Source organism: Sphingomonas sp. dw_22 (assembly GCF_018449795.1).
Taxonomy (GTDB): Bacteria; Pseudomonadota; Alphaproteobacteria; order Sphingomonadales; family Sphingomonadaceae; genus Sphingomonas.
This window is the reverse complement of sequence record NZ_JAAVVE010000055.1, coordinates 1-21,915: the sequence shown is the minus strand read 5'-3', so window position 1 is coordinate 21,915 and position 21,915 is coordinate 1. Positions and strand designations below refer to the sequence as shown.

The following is a 21,915-nucleotide window of genomic DNA, read 5'->3' as shown; positions in this document are numbered from 1 at the left end:
TCGGCATTCTCCAGCACGCGATCGGGCAGGGTCTCGCGGACGCGGACCTTGGTGAACGAAGCGACGACGTCGTTCAGGCTCTCGATATGCTGGATGTTGACGGTGGAATAGACGTCGATCCCCGCCGCCAGCAGTTCCTCGACATCCTGGTAGCGCTTGTCGTGGCGGCTGCCGGGGGCGTTGGTGTGGGCGAGCTCATCAACCAGCACCAGCCTGGGCCGGCGGGCGAGGACGGCGTCGAGGTCCATCTCCTCGATCGTGCGGCCCTGATATTCGACCGGGCGGCGGGGCACGATCTCGAAGCCATGGACCAGCGCCTCGGTCTCGGCGCGGCCATGCGTCTCGACCACGCCGATGACGGTGTCGATCCCGGCGCGGGGGCGGGCGGCGCCGTCGGTCAGCATCTCATAGGTCTTGCCGACGCCGGGCGCGGCGCCGAGGAACACCTTCAAACGGCCGCGGCCCTCCTGCGCGGCTTCGCGCAGAAGGGCCTCGGGCGACGGGCGTTGCTCGGATTCGGGGCCGGGGCTCACTCCTTCGCTTGTGCGCTCGCACCGCCCAGCCTGTCGAGCGCGCGATTGAGTTCGAGCACATTGACGCGCGGTTCCCCGAGGAAGCCGAGCAGTGCGCCCTGCTGGTGCTGCCGGATGAGCGTGCGGAGGGCGTCCTTGCCCAGGCCCCGTGCGGCGGCGACGCGATCGACTTGGTAAAAAGCCGCCTCGGGGCTGATGTCAGGATCGAGTCCCGAGGCGGAGGTCGTCACCAGATCGGTGGGGACCGAAACTGCTGGTGATGTGCGAAGCGCGGCGATGTCGGTCTTCACGCGGTCGGCGAGAACCTGGCTGGTCGGGCCGAGGTTCGAGCCGGAAGATGCAGAAGCATCATAGCCGTCTTTTCCGGCGGCCGAGGGGCGCGGGTGGAAATAACGCGGGGCGGCGAAGCCCTGGCCGATCAGCTCGGAGCCGACGACCTGGCCGTTCTCGCGGATCAGGCTGCCGTTCGCCTGGTGCGGAAAGGCGAACTGGCCGATGCCGGTGAGTGCGGCCGGATAGGCGAGGCCGAGCAGGGCCGCGAACAGGATCGTGAGCACGATCGCCGGGCGGATTGCGGTGGTGAAGTCCTTGAGCATTTTCTTTCTTCCTTCTTGCACCCCTCCCGCTTGCGGGAGGGGCTGGGGGAGGGCTTGTTCCGAGAGGGCGTGACAGACCCTCCCCCGACCCCTCCCGCAAGCGGGAGGGGAGAACGGTCAGGCGAGGTGAAGGCCGGCGACGACGAGGTCGATCAGCTTGATGCCGATGAACGGCGCGACCAGGCCGCCCAGGCCGTAGATGGCGAGGTTGCGTGCGAGCAGCGGGCCGGCGCCCATCGGCTTGTAGGTCACGCCCTTCAGCGCCAGCGGTACCAGCATCGGGATGATGAGCGCGTTGAAGATGATCGCCGACAGGATCGCGCTCTGCGGCGAGGCGAGACCCATCACGTTGAGCACCGCCAGCCCCGGATAGAGCACGACGAACATCGCCGGGATGATCGCGAAATATTTGGCGACGTCGTTGGCGACCGAGAAGGTGGTGAGTGCGCCGCGGGTCATCAGCAGCTGCTTGCCGAGGCCGACGATCTCGATGAGCTTGGTCGGATCGCTGTCGAGATCGACCATGTTGCCGGCCTCGCGCGCGGCCTGGGTGCCGGTGTTCATCGCGACGCCGACATCGGCCTGGGCGAGGGCGGGGGCGTCGTTGGTGCCGTCGCCGCACATCGCGACCAGCTTGCCGCCCTGCTGCTCCTTGCGGATGAGGGCGAGCTTGTCCTCCGGCGTGGCTTCGGCGAGGAAATCGTCGACGCCGGCCTCGGCGGCGATCGCGGCGGCGGTGAGGGGGTTGTCGCCGGTTATCATCACGGTGCGGATGCCCATGCGGCGCAGCTCGGCGAAACGTTCGCGGACGCCGGCCTTGATGACGTCCTTCAGCGCGATCACGCCGAGCAGGCGGCCGTCCTGTGCCACGGCGAGCGGAGTCTGGCCGGCGCGGGCGATCGAGTCGGTGATCTTGCGCAGCTCGGCCGCGGCGGCGGTGGCGCCGGCACCGGGATTGGCGCGCAGCACCGCATCGACTGCGCCCTTCTGGATCAGATGACCGTCGAGCTTCACGCCCGAGAGGCGGGTCTGGGCGGTGAAGGGGATGACCTCGGCGCCCTCGGGCAGCGTGCGATCGGTGACGCCGAACTTGTCGCGCGCCAGGACGACGATCGAGCGGCCCTCCGGCGTCTCGTCCGGGAGGCTGGCGAGCAGGGCGGCGCGGGCGAGATCGTCGTTCGAGACGCCGACCAAAGGCTGGAAGCTGCTCGCCTGGCGGTCGCCGATGGTGATCGTGCCGGTCTTGTCGAGCAGCAGGACGTCGATATCGCCTGCGGCCTCGACCGCGCGGCCCGACTTGGCGAGCACGTTGAAGCGCACGAGCCGGTCCATGCCCGCGATGCCGATCGCCGAGAGGAGCGCGGCGATGGTGGTCGGGATCAGCGTGATGAGCAGCGCCGCGAGCACCGCGACGGGGATGCTGCCGCCCGCATAGCTGGCGAAGCCGGGGATGGTGGCGACGGCGATCAGGAAGATGATCGTCAGGCCGACCAGCAGGATCGTCAGCGCGATCTCATTGGGGGTCTTCTGCCGCTCGGCGCCTTCGACGAGCGCAATCATGCGGTCGAGAAAGCCCTGGCCGGGCTCCTGGGTCACGCGGACAGTGATCTGGTCCGAGATGACGCGGGTGCCCGCGGTGACGGCCGAACGGTCGCCGCCCGCCTCGCGGATCACGGGGGCGCTCTCGCCGGTGATCGCGGCCTCGTTGACGCTGGCGACGCCTTCGATGACTTCGCCGTCGGCCGGGATCAGGTCGCCGGTGCGGACCAGCACGACCTGGCCCTTGTGGAGCTGCGAGGCGGGGACGAGCTTGCCGTCGGGGAGCCGGGCGGTGAGCTCCGACTTGGCGGCGCGCAGCGATGCCGCCTGGGCGCGGCCGCGGCCCTCCGCCAGCGCCTCTGCGAAGGTGCCGAAGAGGACGGTGAGCCAGAGCCAGACGATGAGCTGGAGCTGGAAGGGGATCGGCAGGTTCTCGCCGCCGATCACCAGCAGCACGGTGAGGAGGAGCGCGACCACGGCGGTGGTGAAGAGCACGGGGTTCTTCACCAGCTCGCGCGGGGCCAGCTTGCGGAAGGCGTCGCCGATCGCGGGTACGACCAGCTTGGCCGAGAACATCGAGGATGCAGTTGTCATGTCAGTCGCCTTCAGAAGAGCTGGCCGTGGATCATCGCGAGATGATCGGCGATCGGACCGAGCGCGAGGCTGGGAAGGAAGGTGAGTCCGCCGACGATCAGGATGATGCCGACGAGCAGCCCCACCCAGAGCGGTCCGGTGGTCGGGAACGAGCCCGCGCCGGCCGGGGTGTATTTCTTGGCGGCCAGGCTGCCGGCGATGGCGAGGATCGGGACGATCATGAAGAAGCGTCCAAGCCACATCGCGACCGACAGGAGCCCGTTGTAGAAGGGCGTGCCGGAGGTGATGCCGCCGAATGCCGAACCGTTGTTCGCGGTGCCTGAGGTGAAGGTGTAGAGGATCTCCGAGAAGCCGTGCGGCCCCTTGTTGAGCGGGCCGGCAAGGCCGTCGGGCAGGACGGATGCGAGCATCGTCAGGCCGAGGATGCAGAGCGGCAGGATCGCCACGGTCAGCACCGCCAGCTTCACTTCGCGGCTCTCGATCTTCTTGCCGACATATTCGGGGGTGCGGCCGACCATCAGCCCGGCGACGAACACCGCGAGGATGGCGAACACCAGGAAGCCGTAGACGCCCGCGCCCACGCCGCCGACCACGACTTCGCCGAGCTGCATGTTTATCATCGGGATCATGCCGCCGAGCGCGGTGAAGCTGTCATGCATCGCATTGACCGCGCCGCACGATGCGGCCGTGGTGACGACCGAGAACAGGGCCGACGCGGCGATGCCGAAGCGGACTTCCTTGCCCTCCATGTTGCCGCCCAGGGCGCCGAGGCCGTGGAGGATCGGGTTGCCCGAGGCTTCCTGCCAATAGACGACGCTCACGCCGGCCACGAACAGCACCATCATCGCGCCGAGCAGCGCCCAGCCCTGGCGGGTGTTGCCCACCGCCTTGCCGAAGGTCCAGGTGAGGCCGACACCGATCGCGAAGATCGACAGCATCTGCACCAGATTGGTAAGCGCGCTGGGGGTCTCGAACGGATGCGCCGAATTGGCATTCAGGAAGCCACCGCCATTGGTGCCGAGCATCTTGATCGCTTCCTGGCTGGCGATCGGGCCCATCACGAGCGTCTGCTTGGCGCCCTCCAGCGTGGTCGCGTCGATCGAGCTCAGGAAGGTCTGCGGCACGCCGCTCGCGATCAGGAAGAGCGCATAGACGACGCAGATCGGCAGCAGCAGATACAGGGTGATGCGGGTGCAGTCCGCCCAAAAATTGCCGATGCCCGACGCCTGGCGCCGCGCGAAGCCGCGGAACAGCGCGAAGGCGATGGCGATGCCGGTCGCGGCGCTCAGGAAATTATGGATGGCGAGGCCCAGCATCTGGCTGAGGTTGCTCATCGCGACCTCGCCCGAATACCATTGCCAGTTGGTGTTGGTGGTGAAGCTGATCGCGGTGTTCAGCGCGCCGTCGGCGCCGATGCCAGCGAGCCCGCGCGGGTTCATCGGCAGCACGCCCTGCAGGCGCAGGATGGCGTAGGTGAACAGCGCCAGCACGAGCTGGAACAGCAGCATGTGGACCGCATAGCGGCGCCAGCCCTGCTCGGCATTCGGATCGATGCCGGCGAGCTTGTAGAAGCCCTGCTCGACAGGACCGAGCACGCGGTGGAGCGGCGTGCGGCGCCCTTCGTAGAGCGCGAACAGCCACATCCCCATCGGCTTGGCGAGCGCGACGGTGAGGGCGACGAAGACGAGGATCAGCGTCCAGCCTTGCATGGTCATGGCGGCGGCCTTCAGAAACGCTCGGGCCGCAGGAGCACGGCCACGAGATAGAGGAGGAGACCGAGCGCGGTGAGCCCGGCGAGCGCGAGGTGGAGCGTCATGGCCGCCTCCTCACGCATTGTCGCAGAGGCGGACATAGGCGAGCGTGAGGAGGAACAGCCCCCCCAGCACTCCCAGCCAGATCAGATCGGTCATTGCGGAATTCCTCAGTTCGAAAAGGGAAGGATGGTACGGCCGGGAACGGGGATCAGGCGGAACAGGCCCGGGCCTTCGCCGAGCAGCGCCCAGCCCAGGCAGCCGCTCGACACCGCCAGCGCGGCGGCGGCGAATTCGAGAAAGGTCGCGGAATGCGCCGGAAGCTGGCTGACCGAACGGTGCAGCCACCAGGCCGCCGCGGCGCACAGGCCGAGCAGCGCAAGGCCCGCCGAGCGGACCGCGATCTGCGCCGCCCAGCCGGGCTGGTTTGATTCCAGGCGACGCCGGATTGCGGCCACCTTCACGCTCCCGTTCTTGGATTGACGGCTGCGATGTGGGCGTTGGGGCGGTTAAGGTTCCACGGGAGAGTGTGGCCGGCGCATAAAGAAGGCGTAAAGTTTGTGGTGGGCGCCCTCGCGCGTGCATAGGTGCGCGCGATGGAAGAAGACCAGCATGCGCACGACCATCACGACAGCCTGCCGACGCTCGCGATCGGCGCGATCGGCGTGGTGTTCGGCGATATCGGCACCTCGCCCCTCTATGCGCTGAAGGAGAGCTTCATCGGGCACCACCCGCTGGCGGTGGACCGCGCGCATATCTTCGGGGTGCTCTCGCTGATCTTCTGGACGATGATGCTGGTCGTCACCGTCAAATATGTCTTCGTCATCCTGCGCGCCGACAACAAGGGCGAGGGCGGCAGCCTGGCGCTGCTCGCGCTCATCAACCGCACGCTGGGGCAGAACCGCTGGAGCGCCGCGATCGCGATGCTGGGCGTGATCGCGACCGCGCTCTTCTATGGCGACGCGATCATCACGCCGGCGATCTCGGTACTGTCGGCGGTGGAGGGGCTTACGGTCGTCCAGGCGGGCCTCACGCCGCTGGTGCTGCCGATCACGATCGTCATCCTGATCGGGCTGTTCGCGATCCAGTCGCGCGGGACGGCGAGCGTCGGCAAGCTGTTCGGGCCGGTGATGCTGGTCTATTTCGCGGTGCTGGCGGTGCTTGGCCTGGTCTGCATCGCGCGCGCGCCGGAGATCCTTTGGGCGCTCAACCCGGCCTATGCGGTGGATTTCTTCCTGATCGACCCGAAGCTGGCCTTCCTGGCGCTGGGATCCGTGGTCCTCGCGGTGACCGGCGCCGAGGCGCTGTACGCCGATATGGGGCATTTCGGGCGCAAGGCGATCTCGATCTCGTGGCTCTATGCCGCCTTTCCGTGCCTGATGCTCAACTATCTCGGCCAGTCGGCGTTGCTGCTCCACGATCCCGCCGCGGTCGCGAACCCCTTCTTCCTGATGGCGCCGGACTGGGCGCGGCTGCCGCTGGTGATCCTCGCCACGCTGGCGACGGTGATCGCGAGCCAGGCGGTGATCTCGGGCGCCTTTTCGGTGACGCAGCAGGCTGTGCAGCTCGGCTTCCTGCCGCGGCTCCGGATCCTCCACACCAGTGCCAAGGCGGCGGGGCAGATCTATGTGCCGCTGGTCAATTGGGGGCTGCTGATCCTGGTGATCCTGCTGGCTCTGGGCTTCAAGAGCTCGGGCAACCTTGCGGCGGCATACGGCATCGCCGTGACGGGCACGATGTTCATCACCGCCTGCATGCTGGGCGTGCTGACCTTCGCGGTGTGGAAATGGCCGCCGGTGGTGGCGGCGATCGTCACCGGGAGCTTCCTGGTGATCGACGGGCTCTATTTCGCGTCGAACGTCACCAAGATCCCCGACGGCGGCTGGTTTCCGCTGCTGGTGGCCGCGATCGCCTTCACGCTGCTGACGACCTGGGCGACCGGGCGGCGGCTGGTGCGCGAGCGGTTGCACGAAGGGGCGATACCGGTGGAGATGTTCATCAAGTCGGCCGGGCAATCGGTGCAGCGGGTTTCGGGGACGGCGGTGTTCCTCGCCTCCACGGTGGACGACATCCCGCCGTCGCTGCTCCACAACCTCAAGCATAATCGCGTGCTGCACGAGCGCGTGGTTGTGCTCACCGTGGCGATCGAGCAGGTGCCGCATGTGGGCGGCGCGCGCGCGATGGTGACCGATCTGGGGCAGGGCTTCTACCGGATCGTGCTGCGCTACGGCTTCATGGAGGAGATCGACATCCCCGCCGAGCTGGCCCGGATCACCAGCGCGGGCGCGCCGTTCAAGACGATGGACACCAGCTATTTCCTAGCGCGGCAGACGCTGATCGCATCGGGCCGGCCGGGGATGGCGATCTGGCGCGAGAAGCTGTTCGCCTGGATGGTGCGCAACGCCGAAAGCGCGATGGAGTTCTTCAAGCTGCCGACCAATCGCGTGGTCGAGCTGGGGAGCCAGCTGGAGATCTGACGCACCGCGCCATTTGACCCTCATCAAGGCGCGCCGCGCGCCGGCGCCTAGCGTCATCCCCTGGAGACATGTGCCGGAGGCCAGTATCATGGGCGCGATGACGCCGAAGAGCTACGTCGCGGCGGGCGAGACGCTGACGCTGTTGCAGGAATTCGAGGACGACCATCAGATCCAGCGCGCTTTGTGCCGCGACCTGGAGGCGATCGCCGACGCGCTGCCCGACGTGCCCAGCCCCGCGCAGGTGCGCCGCATCGGCGAGCGGATCGAACGGGTCTCGACCGAGCATTACGCGCATGCGCTGGGGGTGCTGCGCTCCCTGCCCGAAGCGTGCCGGCCGAGCGAGACCGAACTTGCCGCGTTGGAGGCGATGCACGCGATCGACGCGAGCCATGGCGAGGATCTGGTCACCGCGCTGTGGGACCATGTCGAACGCAGCCCGAAGCGGCATGACGGCCAGCTCGGCTATATGCTGCGCTGCTATTTCGACGGGTGCGGCCGGGCGATGGCCTTCAAGGAGGCGCTGATCGGCCGCGCGATCCATGCCGCGCTGGACGACGTCAAAGCGGATAGGCAATTGCCTCCAGCGCCGCGCGATTGACGATCGTGCAGCTCCGGTCGCCCTTTTCGAAGGCGATCACGCCGTCGCTCTTCAGCCTGGTGAGCTGACGGCTTACCGTCTCGATCGTCAGCCCCAGGAAATCGGCCATCTCGCCGCGGCCGATCGGCAATTCGATGCTGAGCGGCATCGGCGCGCCGCGTGGGACAGTACGCTCGATCACGTCGAGCAGGAAGCCGGCGATGCGCTCCTGCGCATTCTTGCGGCCGAGCGACAGCATGCGCTGGCGGGCATCGTCCAGCGAGCGCATCGTCCGCTGGAGCAGCAGCCGTTCGAGCCGGGGATAGGCGCCCAGCGTGCGCTCGAAGGCGGGGCGGGGGAACAGGCAAAGATCGGTGTCGGTAAGCGCGGTGATGGTGAGCGGCGCTTCCTCGACAAAGGGCTGGCCGGCGAAATCGCCCTGATAGAGCAGCCCGACGATCTGCTCGCGGCCGTCCTCGGTCGATGCGGTCACCTTGAGCGCGCCGGAGACGACATTGGCGCAGAGGGTATTGGGATCGCCGGACCAGGTGACGACCTGGCCGCCGGGGAAGAGTTTGCGCCGCCCGATCGCGCTCAGCGCCTCCAACTCGTCATCGAGCATGCTCGCGCAGAGCGCAGTCTGGCGAACCGAGCATTCGTGGCAGCGAGGATGGCCTGCGTTCATGACGCTTGGGTCGCATGTACGGGGGCACCTGTCGCTTGGGTTTATCCCGTATATGAATCATCCTCGTCGGACGCGGCATGCTTGCGCGGACAGGTCGCGTGACAGGGCGAGGGGCAGTCGGGAGCCTTGGGCGGGTGCGCGGGATCGGGCGTGCCGCAGAACCGGGCATGGATCGGCAGGCCTCGCGCAGCGACGGGCATGGCCGGGGCGACCATCAGGCCGAGGCATGCCGCCGCGGCGAGGATGCGCTCAAACGGCGCTGCTGAACCGGGTCGCGCTGGCATGGCGATAGGGATCGAGCGCGGCGGCGATCGTCCGCGCATAGGGAAGGGCGCGAGGCGAGAGCGTCAGATGCGCGCCCGTCCAGGCGATCAGGCGGCGCTCCTCGAACGGAGTAAGCCGCTCGCGGATATCGGCGAGATCGGGCAGGGCGCCCAGATCGGCTTCGCCGTTGCACAGGATATGCTCGATCGCCCGTCCGCGAAGCTGGTCGAGCGGGGAACGGTGCAGCCCGCGCGCGGTGGCGAGCATGCCATTGCCGATCTTCAGGTGATAGCGGCCGGCATTCTTCTCGTTCTGGAGCAGCCAGCCGGGAAAGCTGCTGATCGCTGAGGCGCCGAGCCCGATCAGCACATCGGCCTGATCCTCGGTGAAGCCCTGGAAATTGCGGCGGAGGCGCCCTTCGGATGCCGCCACGGAAATCGCATCGCCCGGCAGCGCGAAATGATCGAAGCCGATCGGCAGATAACCCGCATCGACCAGCCGGTCATTGGCATGGCCGGCGAAGCGGAAGCGCTGTTTGGCATCAGGCAGGTTCGATGCGTCGATCTGGCGCTGGCGCGGCAGCAGGTGCGGGACATGCGCATAGCCGAATACCGCAAGCCGATCCGGCTCCAGCGCCAATGCCTGGTCGAGCGTCGCGTCCAGATCGGCGAGGGTCTGGCCGGGCAGGCCGTACATCAGATCGAAATTGATCGATTCGACGCCAGCGAGGCGCAGCAGGTCCACGACGCTCGCGACCTCCTCCAGCGGCTGGACGCGGCCGATCGCCGCCTGGATGTGCGGTGCGAAGGTCTGGACGCCCAGGCTGGCGCGGCTGATGCGGTTGCGGCCGATGGTCGTGGCCCAGCGCCAGTCGAGGCCGCGCGGATCGAGCTCGATCGAGACGATGGCGTCCTCGCAGGCGAATGCGCTGCGGACATGCTCCATCAGGCCGTCGAACTGCTCGGGCGACAGCGCATTGGGGCTGCCGCCGCCCCAGGCGATCCGGCCGATCCGGCCGCGTCCGCCGAGCTTCGCGGCGATCAGCGAGATCTCCTCGCCCAGCCGCTGCACATAGGCGGCGACGCGCGCGGTGCGGTTCGAAGCGCCCGTGTTGCAGCCGCAATACCAGCAGACCTGCTCGCAATAGGGGATGTGGAGATAGAGCGAGATGGGCTCATCATCGCCGATCGAGGCCAGCGCCGCGGCCATGTCCGCCGGCCCCACCGCGTCGCCGAATTCGGCGGCCGTCGGGAAGCTCGTGTAGCGCGGCACCGGCGTGGCGAGCAGGTCGGGATGATAGGTCGACATGGGGCTTTTCCTGCCATGCCGGGCGCGGGGGCCTCTTGATCGGAATCAAACGAGAATTTGCCGCGGCGCAATGCGGGCGGGTCGCGGGGCGCGCAGGGGTGCCTGGTCAATTCAGGAGGAAAGTGATGAAAGTTGTTCCGATCCTTGCAGCCGCGGGCGCCATGCTCGCAGCCATGCCCGCGCAAGCGCAGGATCACCAGGGGCTCGCCGCCGGCGACGTGCTCGTCCGGCTGCGCACGATCGTCGTCGCGCCCAACGAGAAGTCGGGCGGCGTCGTGCCGACCTTCCCGACCGAGCATGTCAGCCTCGACAATGCCGTGATGCCCGAGGTCGACGTGACCTATATGGCGACGAAGAATATCGGCTTCGAGCTGATCGCCTCGACCACCAAGCATACTGCCGCGGGCAAGACCGGCACGACCGGATCGATCGGCGACCTGGCCTCGACCTGGGTGCTGCCGCCGACGCTGACGGCGCAATATCACTTCAATCCCGCCGGCAAGATTCGTCCTTATGTGGGCGCTGGCGTGAACTACACGATCTTCTGGGACGAGAAGGCTTCGGGCGGGCTTCAGGACGCGGTCGGCAAGACCAACGTCAAGATGTCGGACAGCTTCGGCTGGGCGGGCCAGGTGGGCATCGATATCGACCTCAACCCCAAGATCTTCCTCAACCTCGACCTGAAGTACATCGACATCGACACCAAGGCGCGGCTGCAGACCACCGCGATCGGTACGCAGAACGTGATGGTCCATGTCGATCCGCTGGTGTTCGGCGCGGGGGTGGGCATCCGCTTCTAGGGTCGTGAGCAACCCTTCACCTGGGGCCGGCAGCAATGCCGGCCTTTTTTTTTAGGGATGGGCGGATTGAGGCGCTGGATGCCAGCATTGCCTTGCTCTTCCCCGGCCTTCGCCGGGGAAGAAGATAAGACTTAGTTCGCCGGCCCCTCGGGCTTGTCGTCATCGTCGATGAGGATGCGGAGCGCTGCACCGTCCAGGTCTTCGAACTGCCCGCCGCGCGCGGCCCAGAAGAAGGCGGCGAGGCCGAGCAGGCCGAGCAGCAGGGCGACGGGGATGAGGACGGCGACGCCGTTCATCGCGCGGCGCTCCGCAGGCGCATCGCATTGGCGACGACCAGCAGCGAAGAGCCCGACATCGCCAGTGCCGCCACCAGCGGCGTGACCATGCCGGCGATCGCCAACGGCACCGCGAGCACGTTATAGCCGATCGCCAGCGCGAAATTCTGACGCACCACCCGCATCGTCCGGCGCGCGGCGGCGACCGCGATCGGCACCGGCATCAGCCGATCGCCGAAGAAGACGAGATCGGCGGCGAGCTGGCCGACATCGCTGGCCGTGGCGGGCGCGATCGCGACCGAGGCGGCCTTGAGCGCAGGCCCGTCGTTGAGGCCGTCTCCGACCATCACGACGCGATGGCCCCTGGCTTCGAGCGCTTCGACCAGGGCATGCTTGTCGGCAGGCGACATGCGGGCATTGCCGGTGACGCCGAGCGCCTCGGACAAAGCCGCGACCACGGCGGGCGAATCGCCGGAGACGATCTCCGGGTCGAAGCCCTCGGCGCGCAGGCGGACGACCGCGGCGCTCGCGTCGCGTCGCAGCGTATCGGACAGGATGATGTGGCGCGGCGACGCATCGCCGATGCGGAAGGTGACTTCGGTCTGGGCGACCGCCCGATCCCCGGCATCGGGATCGACCCAGTCGGGGCGGCCGAGCCGGACAATTTCGCCGCCGATCGCTGCCGCGATGCCCAGGCCGGGATGCTCGACCAGCGCAGTCAGCTCGGGGGCGTCGTCGCCATCGAGCGCGGCGACAATGGCCTGCGATAGCGGATGGCGACTGGCGCGGGCAAGCGCGAGCAACGCGGCGCGTTCGTGCGGGGCCTCGGGCAGGCCGCCCATCACGGTGACGCGGCCGAGAGTGACGGTGCCGGTCTTGTCGAGCAGCATCGTGTCGGCGGCGGCGAGCCGCTCCAGCGCGGAGCCGTCCTTGATGAGCACGCCCTTGCGCATCAGCGCGCCCGCCGCGACGACCTGCGCGATCGGCACGGCGAGCCCCAGCGCGCAGGGGCAGGTGATGATGAGCACCGCCACGGCAGTGAGCATCGCATGGTGCAGCCCGGCGCCGGCGATCAGCCAGCCGGCCAACGTGAGCGCCGCCAGCGTATGGACGGCCGGCGCATAGAGCCGCGAGGCGCGATCGGCGATGCGGACGTAGCGCGACTTGGACTGGCCCGCGGTCTCCATCAGCCGGGCGATGTCGGCGATGGCGGTCGATTGCCCGGCGGCGGTGACGCGCACCCGGATCGGCGCGGCGAGATTGATCGTGCCGGCGAGCACGCGGGCGCCGGGGCCGCCATCCTCGGGGATGCTTTCGCCGGTGACGAGCGAACGGTCGATCGTCGTTTCGCCGTCCTCGATCACGCCGTCGGCGGCGATCCGCTCTCCGGCGGCGACCAGCAGGCGCATGCCCGGCGCGATCTCATCGGCGGCGCGGCGCATCGCCTGTCCGTCCGGGCCGAGGACCAAGGCGTCGGCTGGCACGCGGCGGAGCAGGGCGGCCACCCCGTCCTCCGCCCGCGCGCGCATCATATTGTCGAGCACCCGGCCGGCGAGCAGGAAGAACAGCAGCATCACCGCGCCGTCGAAATAGGCGTGCTCGCCCCCGGTCGCGGTCTCGTAGAGGCTCATCGCGGCGGTGAGCGTCACGCCGATCGAGATCGGCACGTCCATGTTGGTGCGGCCATGGCGCAGCGCGCTCCAGGCGCTCCGGAAGAAGGGCTGGCCCGAATAGGCGATGGCCGGCAGCGCGATCAGTGCCGAGAGCCAGTGGAACAGCCCGCGCGTCGCTCCGTCCGCACCCGACCAGACCGAGACGGAAAGCAGCATCACGTTCATCATCGCGAAGCCGGCGACGGCCAGGGCGAGGACAAGCTGGCGGCCTTCGCGGTTGGCCTGGTTGGCGGCCTCGCCGGCAAAGGCGTGTGCGGTGAAGCCGATCCGGCCGATCTCGCCCAGGATCGCCGCTTCGGCGAGGCTGTCCGCATGATCGACGCGGACGCGGCGGGTGCTGAAATTGACGCGGGCGCCGGTCACGCCCGGCAGCGCGGTGAGGCCGCGTTCGATCTTGGCGATGCAGGCGGCGCAATGGATGCCTTCGACGACGAAGGTCGATGTCGCGAGCGGTTCGGCGCCTTCGATCGTCGCGGGGGCGTTCATATGCGGACTTCGTCGTCGAAATGGGCGCGTTTGCCGTTCTGCTCGATGGTGATGCGCAACAACCAGCGCCCGGCGGGGAGCGGCGCGTCCGAGAGATACTGGCCCGCCGTGGCGCCCGCGGCAAATTGCAGCGCGCGATCGGGGAGGGTGCCGAGCGGATGCTGCGCGATCACGGTGACGCGGGCGCCATCCACCGCCTGGGTGCCACGGCCCACGTTGAGCGCGAGGCGCCTGTCGGGCCGAACCGCCGGATCGGCGCGCCAGCCCTCGCGCTCCTGCGCGCGCGCCTCGGCCAGCCAGCCATTGTAGCGCTGGCTCGCGACATAGCTGTTCTCGACCACCTCGCCGCCGAAGGTGCGCACGGCATCGCTCGCCATCACGAAGTTGACGGCGATCACCACGCCGAAGAACGCGACCATGATCGCGGTCATGTGCCAGCCGGTGAAACCTTTGGTGGTGAAGCGATGGACGGTGAAGCGGCGGATCATCGGGATCACTCCGGTTTCTCGAGGAAGCTATGGTCGCTGGCGCTGCCGCCTTCGGCATCGAGCGCGCGGACGGTGAAGGTCAGGTCGCTGCGCTTCTCGCCGCCGGCGGGCACCGCGACGAAGAGCTGGGTCTTCGCCACCTGATCGGCGCCGACCGTCATCCGCACGGTGCGCGCGGCGGTCTCGCGGGCGCCGGTCTCGTTCCACAGCACGCCGTCGACGCCGGCGATCGAGATCTCCACGTCCCGCGGCCGCGCCTCCATGTTGCGGACCTTGACCACATAGGCGTTGCGGATGCTGCCGTCGGACAGGCGGACCCAGAGCGGGTTGCGGTTCTGCGCGACGCTGAGCTCGATCCGCGTGCGGCTGCCGAGCGCGAAGAGCATGCCGAAGCCGATCCCGGCCCAAACGAGGAAATAGACGATCGTGCGCACGCGGAACAGCCGCTTGAGAGCGGGTACCGGCGCTTCGCCCGCCTTGGCGCGCTTGGCGTCGGCCTCGGTCGTATAGCCGATCAGGCGGGGCTCGCGATCGACCTTGCGCATTATTTCGTCGCAGGCGTCGATGCACAGGCCGCAGGTAATGCAGCCGATCTGCGGCCCCTCGCGGATGTCGATGCCGGTGGGGCACACCGCGACGCAGGCGCCGCAATCGATGCAGTCGCCGATCTTCGCCTCGCCGGTCGCGAGGTCGGCGAGCAGGGGTGAGCTGCTGCGCTTCAGGCCATGGGTGCGGGGCTCGCCGCGCCATGTCTTGTAGGTGACGCTCAGCGACTTCTCATCCATCATCGCCGACTGGATGCGCGGCCAGGGGCACATATAGATGCACACCTGCTCGCGCATCAGCCCGCCCAGCGTGAAGGTGGTGAAGGTCAGGATGCCGACGGTTGCATAGGCCGGCATCGGCGCGGTGCCGGTGAAGAAGGCGCGGGCAAGGCTGGGCGCGTCGGCGAAATAGAAGATCCAGGCGCCGCCGGTCAGCGCGGCGATCGCCAGCCAGATGGCGAACTTAGTGCCGCGCTTGCCGATCTTGGCCGGTCCCCAGGGCGCGCGATCGAGGCGGATCTGGGCGTTGCGGTCGCCCTCGATCCAACGCTCGACATGGACGAACAGGTCGGTCCACACCGTCTGCGGGCAGGCATAGCCGCACCAGGCGCGTCCCACCGCCGAGGTGACGAGGAACAACCCGATCGCGGCCATCACCAGCAGCCCCGCGACGTAATAGAATTCGTGCGGCCAGATCTCGATCGAGAACATGTAGAAGCGGCGGTGCGTAAGGTCGATCAGCACCGCCTGATCGGGCGCATAGGGGCCGCGGTCCCAGCGCAGCCACGGCGTGACGTAATAGATCGTCAGCGTGACCGCCATGATCGCCCATTTCAGGCGCCGGAACGGCCCGTCGACCTTGCGCGGGAATACCTTCCGCCGCGCCTCGAAGAAGTGCTGCGGAGGCTCGACGATCATGTCAGGGCCGGGCATTCTGCGTGGCCGCCGGAATGGGGACCGCCGGTGCCGGGTTCGCCTCGCCGCCGCCCAGCGAATGGACATAGGCCGCGAGCATCTTGATCGTCACCGGATCGAGACGGCCGCCCCAGGCGGGCATGATGCCGTAGCGGGCGTTGGTCACGGTCTGGGTCAGCGTCTCGCGATCACCGCCATAGAGCCAGATCGAGTCGGTCAGGTTGGGCGCGCCCATGGTGCGGTTGCCCTTGGCGTTGTCGCCATGGCAGACGGCGCAATTGGCCGTGAACAATGCCGCGCCGCGCCGCGCCGAGGTGCTGTTCGGCTCCTGGCGCGAGACGGTGCGCACGAAGGAGACGACGTCGCCGATCTGGTCGGGCGTCAGGATGCCGTCGCGGCCGAAGGCCGGCATCTGCGACATGCGCGTCGCGTCGTCGCCGGGCTGGCGGACGCCGTGCATCAGCGTCTGCTGGATGGTGGCGAGGTCGCCGCCCCACAGCCAGTCGTCGTCGTTGAGGTTGGGATAGCCCTTGCTCCCGGTGGCGCCCGAGCCGTGGCACTGGACGCAATTCACCTTGAACGCGGCGCGTCCGCCTTCCTCGGCCGCGGCGAGCAGCGTGGGATTGCCCGGCAGCCGCTCGATCGGCGTTTCGGCGAGCGCGCGCATGATCGGCGCCTTGCGCGCCGTGTCGGCGGCGATCTCCGCGTCGAACTGGGCGTGGCTCGACCAGCCGAGCGTGCCCCGGGTGGCGCTGCTCAGCATCGGCCAGGCGGGATAGAGGATGCAATAGCCGATCGCGAAGGCGATGCAGGCATAGAAGGTTATCAGCCACCAGCGGGGCATCGGCGTATCGAGTTCCTCGATGCCGTCCCATTCATGGCCGACGGTGGAGGTGCCGGTCGCCTGATCGACGCGCTTGTTGTCAGCCATCGATATGGTCCTCATCTTCGAAAATGCTGTTCGCGGCGCGGTCGTTGGCCGCGCGGCCATGGGGGCGGAAGGCCCAGCCGGTGAACGCCAGGAAAGCGACGCCCATCATCACCAGGCCCCAACTGTCGGCGAAGTGCCGGAGCGAGTCATAGGCGCTCATTTCGCCTGCTCCCGCGCCGCCGCTGCCTTGAAGTCGACCTGGGTGCCGAGACCCTGGAGATAGGCGACGAGCGCATCCATCTCGGTCAGGCGGGTGGGATCACCGTCGAAATCGCGCGACTGGGCCTTGGGATAGCGCTTGGCCACCGCCGCGCCGTCCCCGTCGCCGCTCTGCGCGCGCAGATCCTCGGCCGCCTTGGCGATGTCCTCGTCGGTATAGGGCACGCCGACGTCGCGCAGCGCCTTCAGGTGATCGGCGATGTTCGGCACCTTCAGCTCGCGCTCGGCCAGGAAGGCATAGGGCGGCATGATCGATTCCGGCACTACCGCGCGCGGATCCTTCAGGTGCTGGACGTGCCATTCATCCGAATAGCGGCCGCCAACGCGGGCGAGATCCGGCCCGGTACGCTCCGATCCCCATTGGAACGGGTGATCGTACATGCTCTCCGCAGCCAGGCTGTAGTGCCCGTAGCGTTCCACTTCGTCGCGGAACGGGCGGATCATCTGGCTGTGGCAGCCATAGCAGCCCTCGCGGATATAGATGTTGCGTCCGGCCAGCTCGAGCGGCGTGTAGGGCCGCACCCCCTCGACCCGCGTGACGGTCGACTGGATCCAGAAGAGCGGCGCGATCTCGACGATGCCGCCGATCGCGACGGTGACGAGCGCAAGGACCGCGAGCAGCACCACGTTGCGCTCGATGACCTTGTGACGGTTTGCCCAGGTGGTCATTTCTATCGGTCCTTATTCGGCAGCGGCGGGCTGGAGCGGGTGGTCCTTCGCCGGATCGTAGGGCGCGGTGGTCAGCGGCGCCTCGTCGCGCAGCTTGCCGCGGATCGTCATCCAGATGTTCCAGGCCATGAAGATCGCGCCGGCGAAGTAGAGCAGGCCACCCACGGTGCGGATCAGGTAATAGGGATGCATCGCGGCGACGACTTCGGCGAAGGCGTAGACGAGGTAGCCGTCATCCCCATATTCGCGCCACATCAGCCCCTGGGTGATGCCCGCCACCCACATGGCGGAGGCGTAGAGCACGATGCCCAGCGTCGCGCACCAGAAGTGCCAGTTGACCATGCGGAGCGAATAGAGCCGCTCCCGGCCCCACAGGCGCGGCGCCATGTAATAGAGCGCGCCGAAGGTAATCATGCCGTTCCAGCCGAGCGCGCCCGAATGGACATGGCCGATCGTCCAGTTGGTGTAGTGCGAGAGCGAGTTGACGCTCTTCACCGACATCATCGGCCCTTCGAAGGTGCTCATGCCGTAGAAGGCGAGCGCGAACACCATCATGCGGATGATCGGATCGGTGCGGATCTTGTCCCATGCCCCGTTGAGGGTCATCAGGCCATTGATCATGCCGCCCCAGCTCGGCATCCACAGCATGATCGAGAAGACCATGCCCAGCGTCTGCGCCCAATCGGGTAGCGCGGTGTAGTGGAGATGGTGCGGACCGGCCCAGATATAGAGGAAGATCAGCGACCAGAAGTGGACGATCGACAGCCGGTAGCTGTAGATCGGGCGCTCGGCCTGCTTGGGCACGAAGTAGTACATCATGCCCAGGAAGCCGGCGGTCAGGAAGAAGCCGACCGCATTATGGCCGTACCACCATTGGGTCAGCGCGTCCTGCACGCCCGAGAAGGCGGAATAGGACTTGGAGCCCACCCAGCTCACCGGCACCGTCAGGTTGTTCACCAGATGGAGCATCGCAATCGTGACGATGAAGGCGAGGTAGAACCAGTTGGCGACGTAGATATGCGGCTCGGAGCGCTTCAGGATCGTGCCGGCGAAGACGAGCAGATAGCTGACCCAGACGATCGTCAGCCAGATATCGACATACCATTCGGGCTCGGCATATTCGCGGCCCTCGGTCACGCCCATCACATAGCCGGTGGCGGCCAGCACGATGAAGAGCTGGTAGCCCCAGAAGACGAAGCGGGCGAGCCACGGCATCGCCAGCCGCGCCCGGCAGGTGCGCTGGACGACGTAGAAGCTCGTCGCGATCAGCGCATTGCCGCCGAACGCGAAGATCACCGCCGACGTATGCAGCGGCCGCAGCCGCCCGAAGGTCGTGAAGTCGTAATGCAGGTTGAGCAGCGGGAAGGTGAGCTGCGAGGCGATGACGATCCCGACCAGGAAGCCGACGATCCCCCAGAAGACGGTGGCGATGACGCCCCATCGTATGACGTCGTCATAATAGCGTCCGGCCTGCGCCCCGGCGGGGACAGGATCGGCGGCGACATGCTTCATCGTGAAGAATGCCGCGATCAGCGCCGCTCCGGCGGAGATCATCATGTGAACCGTAAAAGCCTGGTCGACGGCCAATGCCGCCGCCAGGACAAGGATCAGCGCCAGACCAAACCAAAGGCCAGCGCGGGTAACGATGTTGTCCATATCCGCCCCGTCGCAATCGTGCGCGGGTCTGGTGGAGCCGTTAGGGCAAACCGGCCTTGATATTGGTCAAACGACCCGGGCGGCCGGTTATTCTCCGTCCAGAAGGATGACGTGGAGGAAGCGCGGACCATGCGCGCCGCGGACATATTGGCCCTCGATATCGGTCGTGCCGCTGACGCCGGTGACCCAGTAATGGGCGCGGGGCAGGGCGGGCGAAGCAGGGATGTCCTCCAGGTGCAGGACGATCGTCTCCACCCGGAGCAGGACGATCAGGTGCAGCCCCAGGAAATTGGGGAGCATCGGCGCGGCGGGGCCGGTGTCGAAGATCAGCGAGCCGGTCTCCGCGATACCGGCACGGGCGACCGCGAGCACCGCCGGTTCGTCGGGCGCACAGCGGTCGTGCAGGGCGAAGCCGCTCCAGTCGCGTTCGGCGACGAACGGATCGGGCGGCAGGTACAGCGCGGCCGGCAATGCCTGGCCGGCCAGGTAGCGGCCGACCGCGCCGGGAATTCCGGCGGGCGAAGCGATGCGATCGTGCGTGGCGAACAGGGTCGGGCCGGCCAGCGCCTGGAGGAAGGTCTCGGGCGCCGGCGCGGGCGCGAGGTGCGGGCGCTCGACCGTCTCGACCAGGCGCCGGGCCTCGGCCGCGCGGTCCGACGAGGGACCGGCGTTGCGCAGGCGCGCGAGGATCGCGTCACGCGCGCTCATTTGCGATCCTTTTGCGCGGCATATTGCTCCATGAAGCTGCGCCCGCTCGGTGCGGGCAGGTCGCGATATTTGGTCCAGCCGCCGGCGAGCGGCAGGCTGCGGATCCAGCGCTTGCGGCCGACCAGCGCCAGCACGCGCACCGCCATCGCGGTGCCGAAGCGATAGAGGCGGGGGCGCGCCGCCACCCAGGCCCAGATCCCGAGGCCGAAGCGGGCCGTCGCCGGCTCCAGCCCCTCGCGCCAGCTCTTCTCGCGCCAGCCGCGCAGCAGCGTGGGGAGCGGGATCTCGACCGGACAGACTTCCTGGCACCGCCCGTTCATCGTGCAGGCATGCGCCAGGTCGCGATTGGCGGAGAGACCGTCGAGCGCGGGCGTCAGCACCGCGCCCATCGGACCCGGATAGGTGCCGCCATAGGCATGGCCACCGATCTGGCGAAACACCACGCAATGGTTCATGCAAGCGCCGCAGCGGATGCAGCGCAGCATCTCGGCCAGCCCTTCGCTGCGCATCTTCGAGCGGCCGTTGTCGACCAGCACGATGTGCATCTCCTCCGGACCATCGGTGTCGCCCGGGCGCCGGGGACCGGCATAGAAGGTGGTATATTGCGTCAGTGCCGCGCCCGTCGCCGATCGGGCCAGCATCCGCAGCATATGGATGGCATGCGGCATCGACGGCACGATCTTCTCGATCCCGGCGGTGACGATATGGACGCGCGGCGGCACCAGCGAGAGCTCGGCATTGCCTTCGTTGGTGACGGTGCAGATCTGGCCGCTGTCGGCGATCAGGAAATTCGCGCCCGATATGCCGACATCGGCGCCGAGCATGCGGGAGCGCAGTTCGTGCCGGGCGCTTTCCGCGAGCGCGGCAATGCTGTCGTCCGCTTGCGCCTCGCGATGATGCGCGCGGAACAGCTCGGCGACCTGCTCGCGGGTCTTGTGCATCGCCGGCCAGACGATGTGCGAGGGCGGATCGCCGGCAAGCTGGATGATGTGCTCGGCAAGATCGGTCTCGACGCGCTCGATCCCCGCCTCGGCCAGCGCGTGCGGCAGGCCGATCTCCTCGCCCAGCATCGACTTGGAGCGCGCGGCCGATTTCGCGCCCGCCGCCTTGCAGATGTCGATGACGATCCCGCAGGCTTCCTCCGAAGTCTCGGCCCAATGCACCTTGGCGCCCGCCGCGACGGCGTTGGCCTCGAACATCTCTAGATAGTCGGCGAGATCGGCGATCACATGGTCCTTGATCGCCGCCGCCCGGTGCCGCGCGCCCTGGAAATCGGGGAATGCGGCGACGGCCACGCCGCGCTTGGTCTCGGCGGTGCTGGCGGTGCGCTCGATCGCGATCTTGAGCAGCGGATCGGCGAGCGCCTTGGCGGCGCGCTCCTTGAAGCCGGCGGTCATTCGGCTTCCCCGATTGCGGGGCCGTCGCCCATGCCGGCGACCAGCTCGATCGCGTGGAAGGCGCGGACCTTCGAGCCGCGGCGATTGAGCTTGCCGGCCATGTTCATCAGGCAACCGAGATCGCCCGCCAGCAGTAGCTCGGCGCCGCTGGCCTCGATCTGCGCGGCCTTCTCCTCGGTGATCGCGTTCGAGATCGCCGGATATTTGACGCAGAAGGTGCCGCCGAAGCCGCAACAGGTCTCCGCGCCCGCCAGCGGCTTGAGCGCCAGCCCCTCGACGGCATCCAGTAGGCGCCTCGGCTCGCTCTTGATGCCCAGCTCGCGCAGGCCGGAGCAGCTGTCGTGATAGGCGGCGCTGGCGTGGAGCGCGGCGCCCTCGGGCCGCCATCCGCGCACGCGGTCGAGATAGGAGAGGATCTCGTGGGTCTTGGCCGCCAGGGCTTCGGCGCGTGCATGCCAGTCGGGATCGTGCGCGAGGATCTCGGGATAATGGGCGATGATCGTCCCCGCGCACGAGCCCGAGGGAACGACCACCGCTTCATAGGGTTCGAGCAGCGCGATGGTGGTCCGCGCCATCTTCTCGGCGGTCGCGCGGTCGCCCGAATTGAGCGCGGGCTGGCCGCAGCAGGTCTGGTCCGGCGGCACCATGACTTCGCACCCCGCCGCCTCCAGCGCGCGGATCGCGGCAAAGCCGATCCGCGGCCGCATCACATCGACCAGGCAGGTGACGAACAGTGCTACGCGGGGCCGATCCTCGGTCATTACTGAAGGTTCACGAAGGCGCCGCCATCTACCAACAGAGCGGCGCCGGTGATGTACTGTGCCATGTC

The 21,915-nt window shown here is 67.9% G+C and carries 21 protein-coding genes and 1 pseudogene; 3 read left to right on the top strand and 19 right to left on the bottom strand.

Translation table 11 applies throughout. The features are described 5' to 3' along the window. The 6 genes and pseudogenes from HB724_RS18105 to HB724_RS18080 form a co-directional block, all read right to left on the bottom strand. Positions 1-533: pseudogene (locus HB724_RS18105) on the bottom strand (histidine kinase); the annotation flags it as partial. Further along, complete coding sequence (gene kdpC / locus HB724_RS18100; protein WP_213982348.1) at positions 530-1,129, bottom strand: potassium-transporting ATPase subunit KdpC; 600 nt, start codon at positions 1,127-1,129, stop codon at positions 530-532. The gene kdpC and the pseudogene HB724_RS18105, both read right to left, overlap by 4 nt. 117 nt (positions 1,130-1,246) lie before the next feature. Continuing rightward, positions 1,247-3,262 (bottom strand): potassium-transporting ATPase subunit KdpB, encoded by a 2,016-nt coding sequence (gene kdpB, locus HB724_RS18095; protein WP_213982347.1) that lies wholly within the window; start codon positions 3,260-3,262, stop codon positions 1,247-1,249. Positions 3,263-3,273: 11 nt separating this feature from the next. Beyond that, on the bottom strand, positions 3,274-4,977 hold the full coding sequence (gene kdpA / locus HB724_RS18090; RefSeq protein WP_213982346.1) for a potassium-transporting ATPase subunit KdpA: 1,704 nt from the start codon (positions 4,975-4,977) through the stop codon (positions 3,274-3,276). Between the two features lie 11 nt (positions 4,978-4,988). Beyond that, positions 4,989-5,078: a K(+)-transporting ATPase subunit F gene (kdpF, locus tag HB724_RS18085; protein ID WP_187727568.1), complete on the bottom strand. Its 90-nt coding sequence runs from the start codon at positions 5,076-5,078 to the stop codon at positions 4,989-4,991. A 105-nt stretch (positions 5,079-5,183) separates the two neighbouring features. Next, positions 5,184-5,477 (bottom strand): hypothetical protein, encoded by a 294-nt coding sequence (locus HB724_RS18080; RefSeq protein ID WP_213982345.1) that lies wholly within the window; start codon positions 5,475-5,477, stop codon positions 5,184-5,186. A gap of 132 nt (positions 5,478-5,609) precedes the next feature. Here HB724_RS18080 and HB724_RS18075 point away from each other — a divergent pair, with 132 nt between their 5' ends. Both HB724_RS18075 and HB724_RS18070 read left to right on the top strand, forming a co-directional pair. Next, positions 5,610-7,490, top strand: a complete 1,881-nt coding sequence (locus HB724_RS18075) for a potassium transporter Kup (RefSeq protein WP_213982344.1) — start codon at positions 5,610-5,612, stop codon at positions 7,488-7,490. A 70-nt stretch (positions 7,491-7,560) separates the two neighbouring features. Beyond that, a complete protein-coding gene (locus HB724_RS18070) occupies positions 7,561-8,088 on the top strand; it encodes a hypothetical protein (protein WP_213982343.1) in 528 nt (175 codons plus the stop codon). On the opposite strand, the gene HB724_RS18065 is transcribed toward HB724_RS18070, so the two are convergent. Together HB724_RS18065 and hemN are read right to left on the bottom strand one after the other, a co-directional pair. Continuing rightward, a complete protein-coding gene (locus HB724_RS18065) occupies positions 8,048-8,752 on the bottom strand; it encodes a Crp/Fnr family transcriptional regulator (protein ID WP_213982342.1) in 705 nt (234 codons plus the stop codon). The genes HB724_RS18070 and HB724_RS18065 overlap by 41 nt on opposite strands. A 249-nt stretch (positions 8,753-9,001) precedes the next feature. Continuing rightward, positions 9,002-10,324 carry an oxygen-independent coproporphyrinogen III oxidase gene (gene hemN / locus HB724_RS18060; RefSeq protein ID WP_213982341.1) on the bottom strand — a complete coding sequence of 441 codons (1,323 nt, stop codon included), beginning with the start codon at positions 10,322-10,324 and terminating at the stop codon, positions 9,002-9,004. A gap of 125 nt (positions 10,325-10,449) precedes the next feature. On the opposite strand from hemN, the gene HB724_RS18055 reads away from it, so the two are divergent. Next, entirely contained in the window at positions 10,450-11,124 is a 675-nt protein-coding gene (locus tag HB724_RS18055; protein ID WP_213982340.1) for an OmpW family outer membrane protein, read from the top strand. Between the two features lie 131 nt (positions 11,125-11,255). Here HB724_RS18055 and ccoS read toward each other — a convergent pair whose 3' ends face one another. The 11 genes from ccoS to HB724_RS18000 all read right to left on the bottom strand — a co-directional run bounded on the left by ccoS (position 11,256) and on the right by HB724_RS18000 (position 21,847). Then, positions 11,256-11,420, bottom strand: a complete 165-nt coding sequence (ccoS, locus tag HB724_RS18050; RefSeq protein WP_213982339.1) for a cbb3-type cytochrome oxidase assembly protein CcoS — start codon at positions 11,418-11,420, stop codon at positions 11,256-11,258. Continuing rightward, on the bottom strand, positions 11,417-13,558 hold the full coding sequence (locus HB724_RS18045) for a heavy metal translocating P-type ATPase (RefSeq protein ID WP_213982338.1): 2,142 nt from the start codon (positions 13,556-13,558) through the stop codon (positions 11,417-11,419). Before HB724_RS18045 ends, ccoS begins: the two co-directional genes overlap by 4 nt. Then, positions 13,555-14,046 carry a FixH family protein gene (locus HB724_RS18040; RefSeq protein WP_213982337.1) on the bottom strand — a complete coding sequence of 164 codons (492 nt, stop codon included), beginning with the start codon at positions 14,044-14,046 and terminating at the stop codon, positions 13,555-13,557. Before HB724_RS18040 ends, HB724_RS18045 begins: the two co-directional genes overlap by 4 nt. Before the next feature lie 5 nt (positions 14,047-14,051). Beyond that, complete coding sequence (gene ccoG, locus HB724_RS18035; protein ID WP_213982336.1) at positions 14,052-15,509, bottom strand: cytochrome c oxidase accessory protein CcoG; 1,458 nt, start codon at positions 15,507-15,509, stop codon at positions 14,052-14,054. 1 nt (position 15,510) lies between these two features. Further along, positions 15,511-16,437, bottom strand: coding sequence for a cytochrome-c oxidase, cbb3-type subunit III (gene ccoP / locus HB724_RS18030; RefSeq protein ID WP_213982335.1), 927 nt, complete (start codon positions 16,435-16,437; stop codon positions 15,511-15,513). Next, positions 16,430-16,597, bottom strand: a complete 168-nt coding sequence (locus tag HB724_RS18025) for a cbb3-type cytochrome c oxidase subunit 3 (protein ID WP_213982334.1) — start codon at positions 16,595-16,597, stop codon at positions 16,430-16,432. The genes ccoP and HB724_RS18025 overlap by 8 nt, the downstream gene beginning before the upstream one ends. Further along, a complete protein-coding gene (gene ccoO / locus HB724_RS18020) occupies positions 16,594-17,325 on the bottom strand; it encodes a cytochrome-c oxidase, cbb3-type subunit II (protein WP_213982333.1) in 732 nt (243 codons plus the stop codon). Before ccoO ends, HB724_RS18025 begins: the two co-directional genes overlap by 4 nt. 12 nt (positions 17,326-17,337) lie before the next feature. Beyond that, positions 17,338-18,981 (bottom strand): cytochrome-c oxidase, cbb3-type subunit I, encoded by a 1,644-nt coding sequence (gene ccoN / locus HB724_RS18015; protein ID WP_213982332.1) that lies wholly within the window; start codon positions 18,979-18,981, stop codon positions 17,338-17,340. 87 nt (positions 18,982-19,068) lie between these two features. Continuing rightward, the gene (locus HB724_RS18010; RefSeq protein ID WP_213982331.1) at positions 19,069-19,689 is read right to left on the bottom strand and encodes an LUD domain-containing protein; all 621 of its coding nucleotides are present in this window, start codon (positions 19,687-19,689) and stop codon (positions 19,069-19,071) included. Beyond that, a complete protein-coding gene (locus HB724_RS18005) occupies positions 19,686-21,086 on the bottom strand; it encodes a lactate utilization protein B (RefSeq protein WP_213982330.1) in 1,401 nt (466 codons plus the stop codon). The genes HB724_RS18010 and HB724_RS18005 overlap by 4 nt, the downstream gene beginning before the upstream one ends. Beyond that, positions 21,083-21,847, bottom strand: a complete 765-nt coding sequence (locus tag HB724_RS18000; RefSeq protein ID WP_213982329.1) for a (Fe-S)-binding protein — start codon at positions 21,845-21,847, stop codon at positions 21,083-21,085. The genes HB724_RS18005 and HB724_RS18000 overlap by 4 nt, the downstream gene beginning before the upstream one ends. Positions 21,848-21,915 lie beyond the last annotated feature (68 nt).